The following is an 18,839-nucleotide window of genomic DNA, read 5'->3' as shown; positions in this document are numbered from 1 at the left end:
AGGGAGGTGAGGGAGCTTGAGTAAGGAGGATATTGCTATTATAGGTCTGGATCTGTCCATGCCAGGCTGCCGGGATCAGGAGGAAGTCTGGCGCTTTATAAGCGGCAAACAGGTATCGAAGGGGAAGTTCCCTGCGCAGCGGCTGAACCGGAGCGGGCTGTCTGAGGATGAAGAACGTTACATGGAGGGCTCCTATTTTAGAGCCATCGATGAATTTGATCATAAATTTTATCATATCGCCCGGAAAAGTGCGGAGTATATGGACCCCAACCAGCGGCTGACCTTGCTCTCCGCAACACGGGCGCTGAATGACAGCGGCTATCTGGAAGACATCCGGGGTACACGGACAGGCGTCTACGGCAGCGTGAATACCACGCAGCAATACCAGTATCAGCTGCAGCTGCAGGCGCTAGGTCTGACCCCGGACCTGCTGGGCATGCTGAATTCGACCATCGCCAGCCGGATCAATTATATTTTTGACCTGAAAGGGCCGGCAGTCATGACGGATACGGCCTGCTCCTCTTCACTGGTATCCGTGATTCAAGCCTCGAATGAGCTCCGCCGCGGAGATATTGATTATGCGGTGGTTGTCAGCTCCAACCTGTATATTAAGCCCGGCGAGAAGGCCGACAAGCTGGTAGATATTCTGGCAGCCGATGCCACGACCAAAGCCTTTGATGAGCGGAGCACCGGCACCTCCATCGGGGAAGGGGTAGGCGCTGTTATTCTCAAAAGACGTGAGGATGCCGAACGTGACGGTGACGCGATCTATGGCCTGATCAAAGGCTATGCCGTGAATAATGACGGGCATACCGTCAACATGTCCTCCCCGAACCCGCTGGCCCAGGAGGGCCTGATTGCGGAAGCGTGGAGCCCCTTGGCAGATCAGCTGGACCGGCTGGCCTTCATCGAGGCCCATGGAACAGGCACGGCGATTGGGGACAGCATCGAATTCGAAAGCTTGAATCCTTTTTTCCTGGAGCGTGGTGTGAGCAGGCAATCTGTTGCTCTTACGGCCTGCAAATCGAATTTCGGCCATTTGGATGTGGCCTCCGGATTATTTTCACTGATTAAATCCGTGATGAGCCTGCAGCGCAGCGTCCTGCTGCCGCATCCCGATTTCAGAATTCCCAATGGAGAAATTGAGTTCGAACATTCAGTATTCTATGTTCCGGACAAAAGCCGCCCGCTCCCTCCGCGTTCATTGGCCGGGGTCAGCTCCTTCGGCATGACAGGAACGAATGCCCATGTCATCCTGGAAGGCTACGAAGGCAATAGAGTATGCAGGGGGAAGGCATTGGAACTGCAGCTGCAGCCCTATTGGTTCCCGCTGGACAGAAACTCCTTCTCGGTCAATAGTCCCCTTCAACGGCTGGATACGGAGCATACGCTGAGCGTTCAATTTCCGCTGAGTCTGCAGCAGTGCTGGGAGATCAGGGAGCACACCTTTGGCGGCAGCCATCTGATGGTAGGCACAGCAATTTTTGAAATCCTCTCCCAGGGCCTGCGCTCTACCGCCTATGAACTGGCACAATTCAATATCCGGAATCTGCATATTCTGGCGCCTCTCTCGGTACGGCAGGAGCCATTTACGATTACCCTTATCCTGGATAAAATAACCCTTCGCGGCACGGTCTCCTATGCTGTCACAGGAGAGCACCGGAACTGGCTTCAATTCGAGCTTGTGCACAAGTGTGAAGGCGGGCTTGCCGCCATAGAGCTGGACCCCGAAACGGAATTGCAGGAAATTGCCGTCACCAGCCAGGTGGGAGATGGCGGGGACGGCGGGCTGCAGGTCTCCGGCAGATGGGCAACTGTGGACAAGCTCTGGGTTAGCAGTGACCATGGCCGCGCCCTGGTAAAGTTGAAGGCACCGGCCGGCTATGAGCGGGAATTTGGATTATACAGCTTTTATCCGTCCCTGTTGGACCCGGCGTTCAACGCCCTGAACCGGATCGCGGAGCCGAATGATATTCTGTTCCCTTGGCTGTGGAGTGAAATTGATTTCGGCAGCGGCGAACTTTCCGGAAGTGACTTCTATTCAGATCTGAGGATACGCGAGAAAACTTCGGATAACATCGGGAATATTATATTATCTTTGGACATTAATCTGTATGACAGTTTAGGCAGAGCGGTTCTTACGGTTAGAAACTACAAGGTCAAAAATGCGCTGACGACCGGCGGGGAGCCCCGGGGGGATTACTTCAAGCAGGAGCATTATATCGAAACGGTATTCAAGGTACGGGAAGAGCCGCAGACGCCGCTGCTGATTATGCATCAGTCATGGCAGGGAGTATTGCAGCCTGAAGAGCCGGTTCATTACTTCGGGGAAATCTCTGAGCTGCAGCTGCTGCTGCCGGCTGCGGAAGCAGCCCAGAGCATTTTTATGTGGGATAAGCCCTACAGGGACGAGTCCTCCGTAGCGGAAGAGACCTATGATCTCGGCTGCTGGCTTGTGGAGCTTAACCGCGGGAACCGTCTGAAGCAGTTTCATTACATCAGCACCGGACTGTTCGGCCGGGATGAAATGAATGCCCTGAGCCGTAGTGTGGCTATGGGGATCTACGCTCTCCGCCTGGAGCTGAATTTTAAGATCAGGCTGATTGACAGCCCCTATGGCCAGGAATCCATGGAGCTCAGCCGCTATTCCTATCATGACGAGGATCTGATTGTGCATAGAGCCGGTGATTTCCGGACGCTCCGCTTCAAGAGCCTGAAGCTGAAGGCGGACGAACCCGGCAAGCTGGCCGGACGGACACTCCTGATCATCGGCGGAGCTTCAGGCATTGGAAGAGAATACGCCAAGTATGTGGCTGCGGCCTACCCTGACACATGCATTATTGCAGCTGGACGCAGCCCGGAATGGAAGGGTGAACCTCAACCCGCTAATCTGCGCTATCTCGCCTTCGATGTTACCGATGAGCATCAGGTGCAGGCCTTGGCCGCGGGGGAAGGACAGCATGTGGATTATGTGCTCAATTTTGCCGGAGAACCGGCAAGAGGACTGTTCGCCAATAAGCCAAAAGCAGAGTTCTGCGGGCGGACACGCAGCAAAATCAACGGCTCCTTTCTCCTCGGCAAATACTTCCCCCATGCCAGGGAGATCATCCACTTTGCTTCCGTCGCCGGTCTGATCGGTGCCATGGGACAGACGGAATATTGCGCGGCGAACGCTTATCAATCCGGGCTGGCAGTGGACGGCGGCAATATCCGGACCCTGAATCTGACCGGATGGGAGGATGTCGGCATGTCAGCCGGCAAGGCGGATTATTACTTTGAGAAGCTGCATAGCGGAGATGGCGTGAAGCTGATCGATCTGTTCGTCCATTCGGGAGTCCGGCAGGCTTCCATGCTGAAGCTGAAGACTGCAGCCGAGGACTACTCCTCGCTGTTCGGCAGAGCGGAGCAGGTCTCCGGTATCCGCAGCCCGCAGCCGCAAGCAGCTCCGTCAGCCGCCGCATCCACAGCCGTGCAAGGTGTCACCGAGGCCTGGAAGCGGACGCTTGGCGAGGACTGCTACGATCCGCAGCTCAGTTTTTTTGAGCAGGGGGGAGACTCCATTACGATCGTGCAGCTATGTGATGAGCTTAACCGTGCTTTTCCGGGAAGCTTTGATGTGACCACCCTGTTCTCCATTCCGACCATCAACGGGCAGGCAGAGCTCATGGAACAGGCTATACATGTACCGGTGCAGCAGGTGATGTCTGAAGCTGCCCCGGATGCCGCCGACCTGCTGGATTTCTTGAGATTCCAGAAGGCATAAGCGATAGAAGTCCAAAAACATTGAAAGAGGCGAACGCAATGAGAGCAGGCGAGTATATATTTGATCAGGTCAAAAAAGGAAATCTGGATTCGGCGGCCGGCAAGGCGCTGCTGGAGGAGATTATTCCCGATGATATCGCTATCGTGGGCATCTCCTGCGAATACAGCAATGTGAAGGATACCTTCGAGTTCTATCAGGCGGTCAAGCACGGGATGAGGGGCTTTAAGGAGTTCCCGGAGAACCGGATTCAGTACATTCCGAAGGATCATGACTATCTGCAGAAGGGTGCAGACCACCTGAAGACGACCCCGGAGGAGTTCCTGCAGCGGCTCTGCCGGGAGAAGGGCGCTTACCTGGAGGATATTGATACCTTTGATCCGGAGTTCTTCGGCATTTCCCCGGAGGAGGCCAAATATATTGACCCTACGCACCGTCTGGTGATGAAGCATTCCTACCTGGCACTTGAGGATGCAGGCATCCGGCTGGATGCCGTCAAGGACAGCAAAACAGCGATTTATATCGGGAAGGACAAGTCCATTACCGCTAATTACCGCTCAGAGATTGAGGAGGATTCGAACTATGTGAACTCCGGCTGCTGGGAGGGCATACTGGCCAGCCGCCTCAATTATATCTACAACATGTCGGGCGGCTCCTTTGTCATTGATACCGCCTGCTCCTCTTCGCTGGTGGCCGCGCATCTGGCGGTGAAGACGCTGCGTGACAAGGAGATTGATACAGCGATTGTCGGCGGTATTGCGCTTGGCCTGTTCCCCCGCCAGGGCAGTGTGCTGGACCAGTACAGCAATGTGGAGACCTCCCGTTCATTCCTGAAGGTGTTCGATGCGGAGTCGCAGGGGACGATCTTCGGCGAAGGGGTGGGGATTGTTATCCTCAAGCGGCTGAAGAATGCAATCGAAGACAACGACAATATCTATTCCATTATCCGCGGAAGCATGATCAACAGCGACGGCAAATCGAACGGGCTGACCGCTCCCAATCCGCATGCCCAGAAGGACCTGCTGCTGGAGACTTATGAACGCAGCTCCATCTCTCCCGAAACCGTGGAATATATCGATGCCCATGGCACCGGCACGAAGCTGGGTGACCCGATTGAAGTTAGAGGACTTACAGATGCGTACAAGCAGCATGCAGACAAAAAGGGCTTCTGCGCCCTCACCAGCCTTAAGGAGAATATCGGGCACACCGTAGGTGCAGCCGGTGTAGGCGGACTGATCAAGATGTCGCTGGCCTTGCGGAACCAGGAGATTTTCCCCAACCAGTCTTTTGAATCGCCCAATGAATATATCAAATTTGTCGACAGCCCTTTCTATATCCCCACAAAAGTCCGGAAATGGGAAAGAGGCAAATATCCCCGCCGCGGAGGGATCAGTTCTTTCGGATTCAGCGGAACCAATGCCCATATTGTACTGGAGGAATATGAAACACGCCGCGAGCCGGTGAAGTCATCAGCACCTTATCCATTCGTTTTCTCGGCCCAAACCGCAGAGCAGCTGATTGCAGTCCTGAATAAATTCGTGCGCCAGGCAGGAAGACTGGAAGCCTTCAGCCTGCACAACATCTCTTATACGCTGATTCACAAACGGAATCATTTTAAGAATGGTATCGGGTTCGAGGCGGCATCCTTCGCAGAATTCACCGGCAAGCTGCGTGCAGCCATTGGTGTTCTGGCCAGCGGACAGTCTGCAGAAGGAATCCTTCAGGGCGAAATTCAGGAGATATCCGGTGATATGAAGAAGCTGATGCAGCACCGGCTCAAAACCGGCTACGACCAGTACATGACAGGCGAACTGATCCAGTTATATCTGGAAGGTTATGACCTGGCGCTGGAAATGTATCCTTATCAGGATGCAGTTACGCTCTCCTTGCCGACTTATGAATTCAAACGGCAGGTGCTGTGGGCGAATGTTAAAAAGCATAACACCTACGAGAATTCCGGGCCCAGCCTGCCCGTACAATCCACACTGATCACCAAGCAGACGCTGAAGACAGGTCATTCCGATGTGTACACTGTTAAGCTGTCACCGGATGACTGGTTTGTCGACGATCACCGGATCGGCGGCCAGCGGACCTTCTCCGGAACCACCTATACACAGCTCGCCGCTGAGCTGGCGGTCCTATATTTCGGAACCCCGGCGTTCCAGCTGGAGAAGCTCTATTTCAAAAATCTGATTCAGCTGGAGGATAAACGCAGAGAGTTCCAGATCCACGTCGGCAAGAGTTCCTCCAAGCAGCTGGACATCGAGGTCTTCTCCTATGAGAACCAGGATATGAACAACTATGTGACGCATGCCTCCTTTACGATCAGACAGGCGGAGCTTGAGGCTGCATCGGAGGCTGTAGATGTGAACAGCATGTTCGAACAGCAGCTGCTAAGCGCGGACTTCGGCTCCGAGGAGAATAACTTCTTTAAAGGCCGCTGGGATTTCGCCAAGCAGAATTTCCGCCTGGTCCGTCCATCCGCCTCCGAGATCCTGCTGTCCCTGACGCTCCATGAGCAATTTGCCGGTGACTTGCAGAAATTCTACCTGCATCCTTCCCTGCTTGACGGCATTCTTGGCGCGATGGTGTATGAGCGTGCCCAGGCCCGCGGCAAAAGCTACCTTCCGCTGTCCTACGGCAAATTCACCTTCACCGGCAAAGCGTTCACCGGCCGGATATATTCCAGGACAGAGCTGCTCTACGACCCGGCCGGAGATCATGATGTCATTACGGCCAATATCTCCGTCTACAACGAGCTTGGCGAGACTATAGCTTACCTGGACAAATACGTTATGAAGGCTTTTGCCAACGCCTATTTCAAGCCTCATCTGCATGAAGTGAACTGGACGCCTTCGGCTTACCGTGTACAGGAGACAGCAGCTTCTGCAGCTGCCGGGAAGACCGTTCTGGTCGTCGGCAACGGGCGGGCACTTGAGCTTGCCGCCGCTGAACAGCGTGAAGGTGTAGACCTGCAGGATTACAGAGCGCTCAAAGCCTTCAAGCCTGCCGAGAAATATGATTTCGTGATCTATGCTCCCTGGTTTGGGGAGTCCCTGCCGGATACCAGCGTCACCCAGCAGGAAATGCTCCATTATTTTGACTTTGCCAAGCAGGCCAATTCGCTGGTCAAGCGCAAGGGCAAAGTGCTGATCCTGGCTGATAACGGCTTCGCTCTGGATCCGGCTGACACCATGCTTAATCCGCTGAACTATTCCCTGCTGAGCTCAGGAAGAATTCTGGGGCTGGAGAATACCGGCTTCAAGACGCAAATGCTGAACCTGGCGGAATTCGACCTTGGGAAGATCCTCAGTATCGCGGAGACAGAAGAGCTGGACGGCAAGAAAATGCTGGTTGACCATAACCAGTTGTATGAGGAAACGCTGGTCGAGGCTAAGGCCCCGGCGGATGCGAACCTTCAGCTGAATGAAGAAGACTGTGTGATTGTGACCGGAGGCTACGGCGGTATCGGGATGGAATACATCGATGTTCTGCTGGAACGCCAGCCGAAGCTGCACATTGCCATCCTTGGACGCAAAGATTCCTATTCCGCCTTACAGGCCAAGGCATCGCTGACAGCCGAAGAAAGCGGCAAGCTGAGCCGGATGAACCAGGTACTGGGCAAAGGTTCTAACGTGTCCTTCCACAGCTGTGATGTATCGGACGAGGAACAGGTCAAGCAGGTTGTAGGCAGCCTGGCCAGTATAGGAACTATAGCGGGAATTGTTCATCTGGCAGGGGTTCCGGAAGAGGGCATGCTCTTTACGAAGTCTGAACAGGAATTCTTAAATATTGTAGCTCCAAAAGTAACAGGGACCCTGCTGCTGCGCAAATACCTGCAAGGTCAGCCGCTGAAGTTCTTCATTGCCAGCTCCTCCATGACCACGATTGCCGGATCGGCAGGCCAGTTCTCTTATACCTTCGCCAACGCCTTTCTTGAGGGCTTCAGGGATGAAGCGGCAACCACAGTATTGTGGCCGGGCTGGAAAGATACCGGTATGGCGCTGCAATTCGGCGATCTGGCCGCAGCAGACGAGCATTTGCTGATGAAGTCACTCTCTTCGCCTGTCGGAAGGGAATACATCAGACTCTCGCTGGATAAGAAGCTCGGCAAGGTTATCGCCGGTGAGTTCAACAAAGCCAAGACGGCGGAATTCTTAGCCGAATATATCCGCATGCCGCAGCAGTATGCAGGCAGCAGAGCCGCAGCTGCAGCTTCGGATGTTGTAGCGGAAGAGGCTGCCAAGATTCAGATTAAGGAGTACTCAGCCTTAACGATCACGGGTACCGACAGCCAGGATGAAGTGGAGAAGTTCGTCACGGTTGTGTTTGCCTCGGTGCTGGACCGCAATGACATTGATGTGAATAAGAGCTTCACAGATTTGGGCGGCGATTCGCTCAAGGCCTTCGGCATCTATGGTCCGGTGGCAGAACAGTTCAAGATTGATATGGAAGTGGCCGATGTGTTCATCTACCCGACCATCACGCAGCTCAGCCAATACGTCAAAGATCTGCTGGAGGAAGCCAATGAATGAACGCCGAGTAGTTATCGTTGATTTCATCTATGATTACCCGGGCCGGGAATCAGGGAGTACGGAAGAGCTGATGGGCCGCAAGAACGCGATCTGGCAGAGCCGTGTGCGTGAGCTTGAACGAACCTATAATCAGGAGCCGGGTGAGGCTGCCTCCTTCGACGGGGTGTTCTATCCCTCCGTAGAGGAGCATTTCAAGCTGGAGCATATCTCCGGGCCGGACAGCAGATTCCTGCTGTCCAGCGAACGGATCACACTCTCCCTCCTGCAGACGCTGGCGGACCGGAATGTGCTGGGTCCAAAGAGCAATCTGCTTGTCTCGATAGGAACCGCCCAGACAGATAGCCTCTCCAAATTCGCATTAATGAGAGTGGAAGGCGAGGCATTTGGACATGCAGTGAAGCTTATTGATCCGCTTGGCTATCTTAAGCTGCTTCAGCTGGGCCGTCCTCCGGCCGTTGAGCTCATCAGTGAAGCTTCTACTTCGGGGATCAGCTCGATGTACAGCGCCTATGCCAAAATCCGCAAAGGGGAGTTCGACATCGCCCTTACCGGCGGATCAAGCGCGGTTACCTTTCCGGTCCCTTATGAGCTGTCCCAGTTCGGAATAGGCGCTGAACGCTACACCGAACCTTTTGAGGACGGGGCCTCAGGCCGGTACTTCTCGGAAGGCGGGGCTGCGTTCCTGTTGAAGGAGCGGGAACTCGCACTTAGCGACGGCGATACCATTCTTGCGGAGATTAAGGATATCTCTGCCGGAACGATGGGCAACCCCGTTGTCAACCGGACCGCTGTCAAGAAGCTGGTAAGCCGCTCCCTGGAGAATGCCGGAGTTGATCCGGAAGCAGATGTTTTTCTGGAGCTGTACGGCCGGGGCAATGAGATCGATGATACGGCAGAATTCTCCTGCCTGAAGACGCTCCAGAAAACCTACAGGAACCTGAAAGGCGGATTCCTGAAGGAGGGAGTCCATTATATCGTAGGCTACTATGGCCTGATCGGCGCCTGCCGTCTGCTGGATTCGCAGCGCATGCAGACTCTGCTGCAGAGCCGGGAAGTCGCCAGCCCGAATGCTTTTATCGGCAGAATCAGCGGGGAGCAGTGGAGTATCAGCCCTGGAGACTACAGGCTGTACTCGGCCGTATCGTATTCGATGCACGGCAACTGCTACAATCTGCTGCTTCAGCTGGATGCAGAAAGCAGGTATTCCCGGGGAGGTGCACGCGAGTGAAGCTGATTCTCCTGCCGTACGCAGGTGCCCATGTCAATGTGTTCGCTGAGCTGCAGAAGCAGCTTCAGGCCAGCTGCCCGGAGCTTGCAGTCCTGTCCCTGGAGTATCCCGGTCACGGCAGAAGGTTCTCCGAGAAGCCCTCCGGCTCGATCCGGGACATCACCGCTGACCTGTTCTCCCTGCTGAAGAAATCTCTGGACCCGCAGGAAGAGCTGATTCTGCTGGGTTACAGCATGGGCTCCCTGATTGCGTATGAACTGGCCCATGCCTTAATAGAGTCCGGCTATCCGGTAATCAAGCTGCTGTTCATGGCGGCCACCCCGCCGCACCGGATTGAAGCGGTGGATGAAGAGGAGCCGGACGACGATACGCTGCTGGAGCGCTGCCGCATCTATGGCCTGATCAAGGAAGGGCAGTTTGCCTCCCAGCAGATGCGCCAACTGTTTTTGCCGGCTCTCCGCAGCGATATTACGGCGGTTAACCGCTATAACCTGGACAATCAGTACCGCTGCCGCAGGTTCGATCCTGCCGTCCAGATTGCTGTTTTTCAGGGGCTTGAAGACCGGTCCGTCACCGCCGTGCAGGACTGGAGCGACCTGTCGGAACGGGAGATTCCGTATCATACCTATCCGGGCGGTCATTTCTTTTACTACGAATTCCAGCAGCAGGTCTATCACCATATCATCGGTTTCATCACATCTGGCCAGACAAGCCCATTCAAAGGAGGAAGCGGACAATGAACAATATTCTCGGCATTTTAGGGGAGAACATGCGGAAATATAGGGACAAGGTGGCGATTGTGGAGAGCAGCCGCTCCATCACCTATGGAGACTTAAATGCGCTATCCAATGTCTATCTGCAGCAGCTGCAGGTTAAGGGGGTCCAGGCTCATGATGTGGTAGCAATCGAGCTGGAGCGCAGCATTGAGGCGATTGCCGCTATGGTGGCTGTGCTGAAGGCGGGAGCCGCCTATACCGTGATCAATAAGGACTATCCGGAGGGCCGCAAGCAGTCCATGCGCGAAACGATCCAGGTCAAAGCTACAATTAATGAAGTGCTGCAGCCGGTGCCCAGTCTGAGGGAAGTATGGGAATTTCCCGCACGTACTCCGGAGCAGCTCTGCTACATCGTATTCACCTCAGGCACAACCTCCACGCCCAAAGCGGTCGGCATTCCGGACCGCGGTGTCCTCCGCCTGCTGGGGGATGAGCGTCTGGGACTTTCCCCGGATAAGACCATTTCCCATATCAGTCCGCTGGAATTCGACGCATCGATTATTGAGATCTGGGGCGGGCTGCTGTCCGGCATGACCATTTCTCTGTTATCGAAGACGGAGATTCTGAATATCTATCATGTGGAAAAACGGATTAGCCAGGGCATTGACGTGATGTGGATCACCTGCTCCCTGTTCAACTTCTGGGTGGACAAGAAGCCGGAAATGTTCAAGAGTCTTTCTCGCGTAATTGTAGGCGGCGAGCAGCTTAGCTTATCCCATGTCAATGAAGTGCTGAAGCATACAACGGTAGTTAACGGCTATGGTCCCACAGAGAACACCGTGTTTACTACCCTGGATGTCATGGAGCAGGGAAGTGTAATGCAGGAGATTGCCATCGGTACAGCGATTCATGGAACGTTGACCCATATTGTGGATGAGCAAGGGCAGAGCGCCGCAGAAGGGGAGCTTTATGCCAGCGGACTCGGGGTCGCGCTTGGTTATCTCGGCAATCCGGAGAAGACAAAGGAAGCTTTTGTCCAGTGGCAGGGCCAGGAGGTCTATAAGACAGGAGATCTAGTTCGGCTGAATCCGGAAGGCAAAATTGTCTATCTCGGCCGGAAGGATACCCAGGTCAAAATCAACGGCTACCGGATTGATCTGCAGGAGATCGAATATACCGTCCGTGCCCAGGGGATTCAGAACTGCCATGCTTTTGTCCGGGACAAAAAAATCTATCTGGCGGTCACGACCCGCTCCGAGAATATCAGCCAGGTGCTGAAGCAGCTGCTGCCGATCTACATGATCCCGTCCAAGATCGTATATGTGCAGGAAATTCCGCTGACCGCGAACGGGAAGACGGACACCAAGACCTTATACGAGAACCATTTCCTCAGCAAAAATAAAAAGCTCTCGCTGATCCTGCAGCAGTATTTGCCCGGCGCGGCCTTAAATGAGCAGACCAACATTTTTGAGCAGGGCGTGGATTCCGTCACCGTATGGGAGATTGCCCGGGAGATTAACCAGCAGTTCGATGCAGATATCAGCTTCTTCGATGTCTTTGAACACCCGTCCATTGAGCAACTATCCAATATGCTGGGAGAGGAACATTATGCAGCGAACTATCTATGATTTTTTATACCGAAAGTACGGCTTTAATCTACAGGGAGGTAACACCGCCTTCCGCAGAAGGTTTATCGCGGGGATGAAGACCTATTGGGGACTGAAGCTGCTTGTGGTCGGAATCTATTTTTTCCTATTCCTACGCTTTGTGGGCGAGGACAAATTCATTCCGGGTGACACGTATTGGTTCGTCCTGAGTGTAGCGGCTGCGCTGGTGCTGATTAGCCTTTCCTATCTGAACGTCTTCGGCGCCTGGTACGCCATCGCCCTCAGCAGTCACCGCAAATGGCTAGATTCACTGCTGATCATTTCAGGCCTTCTGCTCTGCATCCGTTTCCCGGTGTACACCTTCGGGGAGGCTATGCCAAATGTCGGTGAGCTGCGGGAAACGCTGATTCTGCCGGGAATCCTGATGCTGATGCTCGGACTGTACCGCAAGATCCACTACCGGAGCTCGGGGGTTGTCCCGCTGAGCGCTATGGCAAGTCTGCTGATTACAGCGGGGATCCTGCTCAAATATCCGGTCCATTCCATCACACAGAGCATTTACTTAAGCTTTATACTGCTGATCAATGCCGGATTTGTTGCGGACCTGCTCTTGTTTCATTATTGGCACCGCAAATCTAAGGCCGGCGAACGATAAGGGGATGAGGCCATGATTAGTCCGCACTTGATCGATATGAAGGAACAGCACACCTTCGAGGTTCACAAAATATTAAGCTCCACCGAGTACGTGATGTACTGCAATATCTGCAATGAGAGCCGGCGCAAGGAGTTTCTGTACGGGCGTTATGCGATCAAAAAAAACCTGGCGGACCAGTCGGAATCCTTCAAAGGTGAGCTCAGCGGAATAACGGTGGAGTACGGCAGCCTGCGCTTCCCGATTATTAAAGACCAGCTGGTTGAGGTGGGGCTCAGCCATTCCAAAAGGTATGTGCTCTCGGTAGTCTACTCCAAGGATAATATTGTGGGCATCGATATGGAAACCATCCGGCTGGATGTGCCGATTGAAGAGATGCTGAGCGGCAGCGAAAAAGAGCTGATGTCCGGATATGAATCACCCGCCCGCTTCGCCTACATGTTCTTCAGCTGCAAGGAAGCGCTGGGTAAGGCGTTCAAAATGGGTCTGCTAGCCGATTATGCCATTTATGAAATCTCCTCCATCAGACCGGAGAGTATGTTCGGTACGGAAGTATTCCGGATCCAGTTCAAACATTTCCCGTTTCTGGTCGGCTATTCCTTCATGAAAAACGAGCAGGAAATCTGCAGCCTGGTCGTCCCCCAAAAAATTGAGGTACAGGACGTACTGAAGGTTCTGATCAACACTTGAGCAGATTATATGTTCCACCCGTCAATTCGCCGCCGCGCATCCGGACTCTCTGGATGTACGGCGGCGTTTTTCATAGAGACCGCTGTATTCGTTTTCACAGGTACGTATGATTTCGGTACATTTAAGACATGCCACTGCGTTTATGCCAGCATTTGGTACATCTAAGTCTCATCCTGGGCACGATCCGTAAATCTCTCAGAAAAATGTTTAATATTAAGGACAAGAGAGGTGACCAAATAAGATGGAAGCTGAAGAAGCAGTAAAGATGGGATTTACCGAATCGCTGGCCTGCAGAATGGCCCAAAGACTGAACAAGGAGCGTGAGGGAGAATACATTGATTACCTGAAAATGAAGCTGGGATTTGAAATGCTGCTGATTAACCTGAGTAAGCTCGTTCTGGTCTACGGAGCGGCAATTCTGTTCCATCTGCTCTGGCAGACATTAATCATGCACGGCGCCTACTTCGCTATCCGCAAAACAGCATTTGGCCTCCATGCAAGCAGCAGCATGATTTGCAGTATATCAAGTACTGCTATGTTCATAGGCATACCGTATTTATGCGAACAATACATAAGGTTCAACAACATACAGGTAGGAATCATTGGTTTACTAGCTACATTGCTGCTTTACCGGTATGCACCGGCGGATACAGATAAATTTCCGCTGCTGGGCAAGGAAAGAAGAGAGAAATTAAGAAAGACAACAACAAAGTCTAGCCTGCTGATTGTGCTTACCGCCCTGCTTATTCCAAGTCCGACAATTAAGGCTTTGCTGCTGATGGGAATTCTGCTTCAAGTGCTGATGATCTTGCCAATAACCTATAAACTATTGAAAAGGAGCTATAAAAATTATGAAAACTATGACGCAGAGAATGTTTAACGAGGTAAAAGACGGTATGGCCGCAGCAGTGAGAAATGCGGCAATCAAGAGCGGAGATATTGCAATGGAAACTTGCTGCATGACATTCTTCCACGAACCTAAAATTCCGATGGAGTTATTAAAGGCCTCAGCCCATAAATAACCTGCGATTTAAGCATCACTGCACGGCTATGAAACCAATAGAATCCGAAAAGGTCTCCGGTATAGGAGGCTTTTTTTGGGTTATTCAGCTTTACTAGATTATCTTGTATGAATTACAATGATATGTATAGGGTTAAAGTACCAATCTTGTATAAAATTACAGAGTGGACTTAAGCTGAGGGGGATAGGGATTTTGGGAGAATTATTATCGGTTGGCGTTCAGATGTTAACACTTTCTTTGAGTATTTATATGTTAAATCAGGGAAGATTCAATATGAAATTCAGTCTTGTAATGTTTATAGGCTCTCTTTGTATCGGATATCCTCTATACATAATGATTGGAATTCCCAGTATAACTATTATTCTGCTTTTTTGTATTGCATTAAGTTACTGGAAATCAAGGGGAATTGTATTTAGCATCATCTTTCCGATCATAGCGATAATTATTTCAGTAATCAGCGACTACATAACAAGCAATGTGTTTATCTGGATCTTTCATTCCTCGCTTGAAGAAATTATCCAGGGAACTTTGTACATTGTTTACTACCCTACTTATTTCGTGATCGCCATTCTTCTCACATTCGCGGCCCGGTTTCTTTTCGCCAAATTCCAGGCTTATGAGCTGTTATTCCGCAGATACGGAATTCTGTTCGCAATTCTTTGTGTAATTACGGTGGTGATTTTTTATGCCAATATCTTAATCGGCAAGCAGCAGGGATTCACGAATGCCAATATTCAGGCGAACAGTCTGCTGTTTGTATTTTATTTCATCCTCTTAATCGGTGTGTTCATGGTTCTGACGCGCAGTGTCATGAAGGAGGCTGTTATGCAGGGCAAGCAGGAGCAGTATGAGCGTCTCCTGGAGTACACAGACAATCTGGAAATGATGTACACCGACATGCAGAAATTCCGCCATGACTATATCAATATTCTGCTGTCGATGTCCGAATACATACGCTCCAAGGATGTGGAGGGGCTCAGCACCTATTTTGACCAAAAAATCCTGCCGATCAGCCAGGGGATGCAGAACAATAACTATAAGCTGGGAACGCTGCAGAATGTCAAAATTCAGGAGCTGAAGGGCATTCTGTCCTCGAAGCTGATCCGCGCGCAGGAGCTGCACATCGATGCAGTAGTGGAGGCGGTAGAGCCGATTGAGGCCGTCAATATGGATTCCGTCAAGCTCTGCCGCTGCCTGGGGATCATTCTGGATAATGCAATCGAAGAAGCCGTCAAATGCGAATCGTCGAACTTGCGGGTGGCGCTGGTCAAGCGGACCGGAGGGGTACTGATTGCCGTAGCGAACAGCTGCCAGCCGGACGGCCCGGAGCTGCACCGGATTTTTGAGAAGGGCTTCTCCACCAAAGGTACAGGCCGGGGCCTCGGGCTCAGCAATCTGCGGGAGATCGTATCTCAGTGCGCCGGGGTAACGCTTGATACCTACAGAAAAGATGGTCAGTTTATTCAGGAACTGGAAGTTTACTAGACAGGAGGAAGCTTGATGCTGGAGATATTTGTGTGTGAGGATGACCCGGAGCAAAGGAAGCGCCTGAACTCTTACATAGAGAATTACATAATGATGGAGAATCTGGATATGAAGCTGGTGATTTCAACAGGGCGTTCCCAGGAGATCATCGACTATCTGCAAAATAACCGTGTAACCGGACTCTATTTTCTGGATGTGGATCTGCAGGAGGAGAAGAGCGGGATCGCTCTGGGAGCGGAAATCCGCCAGTATGACAGCCTCGGTGCAATCGTCTTCGTGACTACCCACTCGGAGCTGACGTATTTAACGTTTACCTATAAGGTTGAAGCGATGGATTATATTACGAAGGATAAATTTACGGATATCCGCCAGCGGGTCATTGAATGTATTGATACAGCCAATACGCGCTATCTGCAGAATAAGTACAATAATATCAAGAAGTTCCAGACCAAATCGGGCGATAAGATGATCAGTGTGGATTATAATGATATTTTATTTTTTGAGACCTCACCGCAGCTGCACAAAATCATCCTGCATGCCAAGAACCGCCAGGTTGAATTCTACGGCAAGCTGAAGGACATTCTCGAGATGGACTCCCGGTTCTACCGCTGCCACAACTCCTTTGTGGTCAATAAGGATAATATAGCTGAAGTGGATACTAAGAACCGCGAGATTCGCATGATCAATGGCGAGATCTGCTATGCTTCCAGCCGTTTTCTTGGGGGACTGAAGGATATTATCCCGCACTAACTGTTATAGAATGCTTGCAAATATAAAAGGGCGGTTTCTGCACTAGGGTTATTTGGCAGATTCCGCTCTTTTTGCTGCGCAAAGGATGGTCATTGTTGAACGCAGCAAATTTTATGCTCCCGTCAGAGTGATTTTTGCTATAATGGTTAGAAGGAATACATATGTTCGCTTAAGTGACGGACAATGGATGATTACGGTGGAATATCCTGCCTGTGATAGAGGAGAGATTGGATTTGCGCATCCTGGGAATTGACCCGGGGCTGGCGATTGTCGGCTTCGGCTTCGTTGATAAGGAAGGGAATAAATTAACACCGGTTCAATATGGTTCCATTCAGACCGAGGCGCATACTCCGGAGGAAGGGCGGCTGCTGCATGTCTATGAAGGCATGGTTCAGCTTATTGATAAATACAAGCCGGATGCAGTTGCGGTGGAGAAGCTGTTTTTCGCCCGCAATGTAACAACTGCGCTGCCTGTTGCGCAGGCACGCGGTGTGCTGATTCTTGCCGCTGTGCAGCGCGGGCTCCCGGTCTCCGAATATACACCGATGATGGTGAAGCAGGCTGTGGTCGGTTACGGCAAGGCGGAGAAGAAGCAGGTGCAGGAAATGGTGAAGCTGCTGCTGAAGCTGTCTGCTGTCCCGAAACCGGATGATGTAGCCGATGCGCTTGCTGTAGCGGTATGTCATGCCCATTCTGTAAGTCTTAATTCCAAATTAAATGAGGTATTGCGAAAATGATAGATTACTTAAGAGGACCGGTTGTACATTTGGAGTCAGAATATGTGGTGCTGGATGTCCAGGGGGTTGGCTACCGGGTATTCTGCCCGAATCCTTATGCATTTGCCAAGACGGAAGGGCCTGTGACAATCTATATCCATTATCAGACACGTGAGGATGCGACACTGCTGTTCGGATTTCCGACAAGGGAAGAGCAGAAGCTGTTCCGCAAGCTGATTGAGGTATCCGGCATCGGTCCGCGCGTTGCCCTTGGGATCCTGACGGGAGGAACGCCGGATCAGCTGATCGCGGCCATCTATCAGGAGAATATTACTTTCCTGACGAAGCTGCCGGGAATCGGCAAAAAGACCGCGCAGCGGATGATTCTGGATCTGCGCGACAAGCTGGACGGACTAAGCGCCGTTTCAATGCAGACCGGATTATTCGCGGTTGCGGCAGAGGCTGATGCCAAAGCCGCCGCGCTGCCTTGGGAAGAAGCACGGGACGCGCTGAAGGCGCTGGGTTATACTGAAGCTGAGCTTGACCGTGTCTGGCTGACGATGAAGAAAGAAGGCACGGATACAGGAACTGTTGATGTGCTGATGAAGAAGGCGCTGGGGCTGCTATATATAGCGAAGTAAGCCTTGAAGAACGGAGTGATGAATAAATGGATGACCGGATTATATCGGCTAATCTGATGATGGACGAGCAAGCGGTGGAATTAAGCCTGCGTCCGCGTTATTTGGGCGAGTACATCGGACAGAATCAGGTGAAAGAGAACCTTAAAATATATATTGAAGCTGCCAAAATGCGCAGTGAGGCGCTGGATCATGTGCTGCTGTACGGTCCTCCGGGCCTTGGCAAAACAACGCTGGCCAATATTATCGCCAACGAGCTTGGCGTGAATCTGCGGACAACGTCAGGTCCGGCCATCGAGCGGCCCGGGGATCTGGCGGCATTGCTCACCAATCTGCAGGAGGGCGATGTGCTGTTCATTGACGAGATCCACCGGCTGCACCGTACGGTGGAGGAAGTGATGTATCCGGCAATGGAGGACTTTGCGCTCGATATTATGATCGGCAAAGGCCCAAGCGCCCGTTCCGTCCGGCTGGATCTGCCGCCGTTTACGCTGATCGGTGCGACCACACGGGCCGGACTTTTGTCCGCACCGCTGCGCGACCGCTTCGGGGTGGTCAGCCGCCTGGAGTATTACAGCATTGATGAGCTGAGCTTCATCGTCTCCCGCAATGCCGAACTGCTCGGTATTGAGATTATCGGCGATGCCGCCGAAGAGATCGCACTGCGTTCACGGGGGACGCCGCGGATTGCGAACCGCCTGCTGAAGCGGGTGCGTGACTTTGCACAGGTGCGCGGCGACGGAATTATTACCCCGGACATTGCCGGCGAGTCGCTGAAGATGCTGCAGGTCGACCCGCGCGGGCTGGACAGCATTGACCATAAAATGCTGCGCTCCATGATCAGTGTTTTCCGCGGCGGTCCCGTGGGACTGGATACAATTGCTGCTACGATAGGTGAAGAGAGCCAGACCATTGAGGATGTATATGAGCCGTATCTATTGCAGATCGGATTTCTGCAGCGGACGCCGAGAGGAAGAATGGTGACGCCTGCCGCGTACCAGCATTTAGGACTTCCGCTCCCTCCGCAGCAGTAATGCAAA

General features: G+C 52.4%; 14 protein-coding genes. All 14 read left to right on the top strand.

The genetic code is table 11. The features are described 5' to 3' along the window. Positions 1-16 precede the first annotated feature (16 nt). On the top strand, positions 17-3,763 hold the full coding sequence (locus QU597_RS22135) for an SDR family NAD(P)-dependent oxidoreductase (protein ID WP_310829849.1): 3,747 nt from the start codon (positions 17-19) through the stop codon (positions 3,761-3,763). A 38-nt stretch (positions 3,764-3,801) separates the two neighbouring features. After that, complete coding sequence (locus QU597_RS22130) at positions 3,802-8,295, top strand: SDR family NAD(P)-dependent oxidoreductase (protein WP_310829848.1); 4,494 nt, start codon at positions 3,802-3,804, stop codon at positions 8,293-8,295. Next, on the top strand, positions 8,288-9,523 hold the full coding sequence (locus QU597_RS22125) for a beta-ketoacyl synthase N-terminal-like domain-containing protein (RefSeq protein WP_310829847.1): 1,236 nt from the start codon (positions 8,288-8,290) through the stop codon (positions 9,521-9,523). The genes QU597_RS22130 and QU597_RS22125 overlap by 8 nt, the downstream gene beginning before the upstream one ends. Continuing rightward, the gene (locus QU597_RS22120) at positions 9,520-10,263 is read left to right on the top strand and encodes a thioesterase II family protein (protein ID WP_310829846.1); all 744 of its coding nucleotides are present in this window, start codon (positions 9,520-9,522) and stop codon (positions 10,261-10,263) included. Before QU597_RS22125 ends, QU597_RS22120 begins: the two co-directional genes overlap by 4 nt. After that, on the top strand, positions 10,260-11,867 hold the full coding sequence (locus tag QU597_RS22115; RefSeq protein ID WP_310829845.1) for a non-ribosomal peptide synthetase: 1,608 nt from the start codon (positions 10,260-10,262) through the stop codon (positions 11,865-11,867). The genes QU597_RS22120 and QU597_RS22115 overlap by 4 nt, the downstream gene beginning before the upstream one ends. Next, positions 11,848-12,501 (top strand): hypothetical protein, encoded by a 654-nt coding sequence (locus QU597_RS22110; RefSeq protein ID WP_310829844.1) that lies wholly within the window; start codon positions 11,848-11,850, stop codon positions 12,499-12,501. The genes QU597_RS22115 and QU597_RS22110 overlap by 20 nt, the downstream gene beginning before the upstream one ends. A gap of 12 nt (positions 12,502-12,513) precedes the next feature. Further along, entirely contained in the window at positions 12,514-13,188 is a 675-nt protein-coding gene (locus QU597_RS22105) for a 4'-phosphopantetheinyl transferase family protein (RefSeq protein WP_310829843.1), read from the top strand. A gap of 241 nt (positions 13,189-13,429) precedes the next feature. Then, positions 13,430-14,068 (top strand): accessory gene regulator B family protein, encoded by a 639-nt coding sequence (locus QU597_RS22100; RefSeq protein ID WP_310829842.1) that lies wholly within the window; start codon positions 13,430-13,432, stop codon positions 14,066-14,068. Continuing rightward, positions 14,040-14,210, top strand: coding sequence for a cyclic lactone autoinducer peptide (locus QU597_RS22095; protein WP_082451913.1), 171 nt, complete (start codon positions 14,040-14,042; stop codon positions 14,208-14,210). The genes QU597_RS22100 and QU597_RS22095 overlap by 29 nt, the downstream gene beginning before the upstream one ends. Before the next feature lie 477 nt (positions 14,211-14,687). Beyond that, positions 14,688-15,695, top strand: a complete 1,008-nt coding sequence (locus tag QU597_RS22090) for a sensor histidine kinase (protein ID WP_310829841.1) — start codon at positions 14,688-14,690, stop codon at positions 15,693-15,695. A 15-nt stretch (positions 15,696-15,710) separates the two neighbouring features. Beyond that, the gene (locus tag QU597_RS22085; RefSeq protein ID WP_236332926.1) at positions 15,711-16,445 is read left to right on the top strand and encodes a LytR/AlgR family response regulator transcription factor; all 735 of its coding nucleotides are present in this window, start codon (positions 15,711-15,713) and stop codon (positions 16,443-16,445) included. Between the two features lie 233 nt (positions 16,446-16,678). Next, positions 16,679-17,182 (top strand): crossover junction endodeoxyribonuclease RuvC, encoded by a 504-nt coding sequence (ruvC, locus tag QU597_RS22080; RefSeq protein WP_310829840.1) that lies wholly within the window; start codon positions 16,679-16,681, stop codon positions 17,180-17,182. Next, a complete protein-coding gene (ruvA, locus tag QU597_RS22075) occupies positions 17,179-17,802 on the top strand; it encodes a Holliday junction branch migration protein RuvA (RefSeq protein WP_310829839.1) in 624 nt (207 codons plus the stop codon). Before ruvC ends, ruvA begins: the two co-directional genes overlap by 4 nt. A 26-nt stretch (positions 17,803-17,828) precedes the next feature. After that, positions 17,829-18,833 carry a Holliday junction branch migration DNA helicase RuvB gene (gene ruvB / locus QU597_RS22070; RefSeq protein WP_236332921.1) on the top strand — a complete coding sequence of 335 codons (1,005 nt, stop codon included), beginning with the start codon at positions 17,829-17,831 and terminating at the stop codon, positions 18,831-18,833. The last annotated feature ends 6 nt before the right edge of the window (positions 18,834-18,839 follow it).

It is taken from the genome of Paenibacillus pedocola, from assembly GCF_031599675.1.
Classification (GTDB): Bacteria; Bacillota; Bacilli; order Paenibacillales; family Paenibacillaceae; genus Paenibacillus_AQ; species Paenibacillus_AQ pedocola.
Note: the sequence above shows the minus strand (reverse complement) of the source record. Positions and strands in the feature narration are given on the sequence as shown.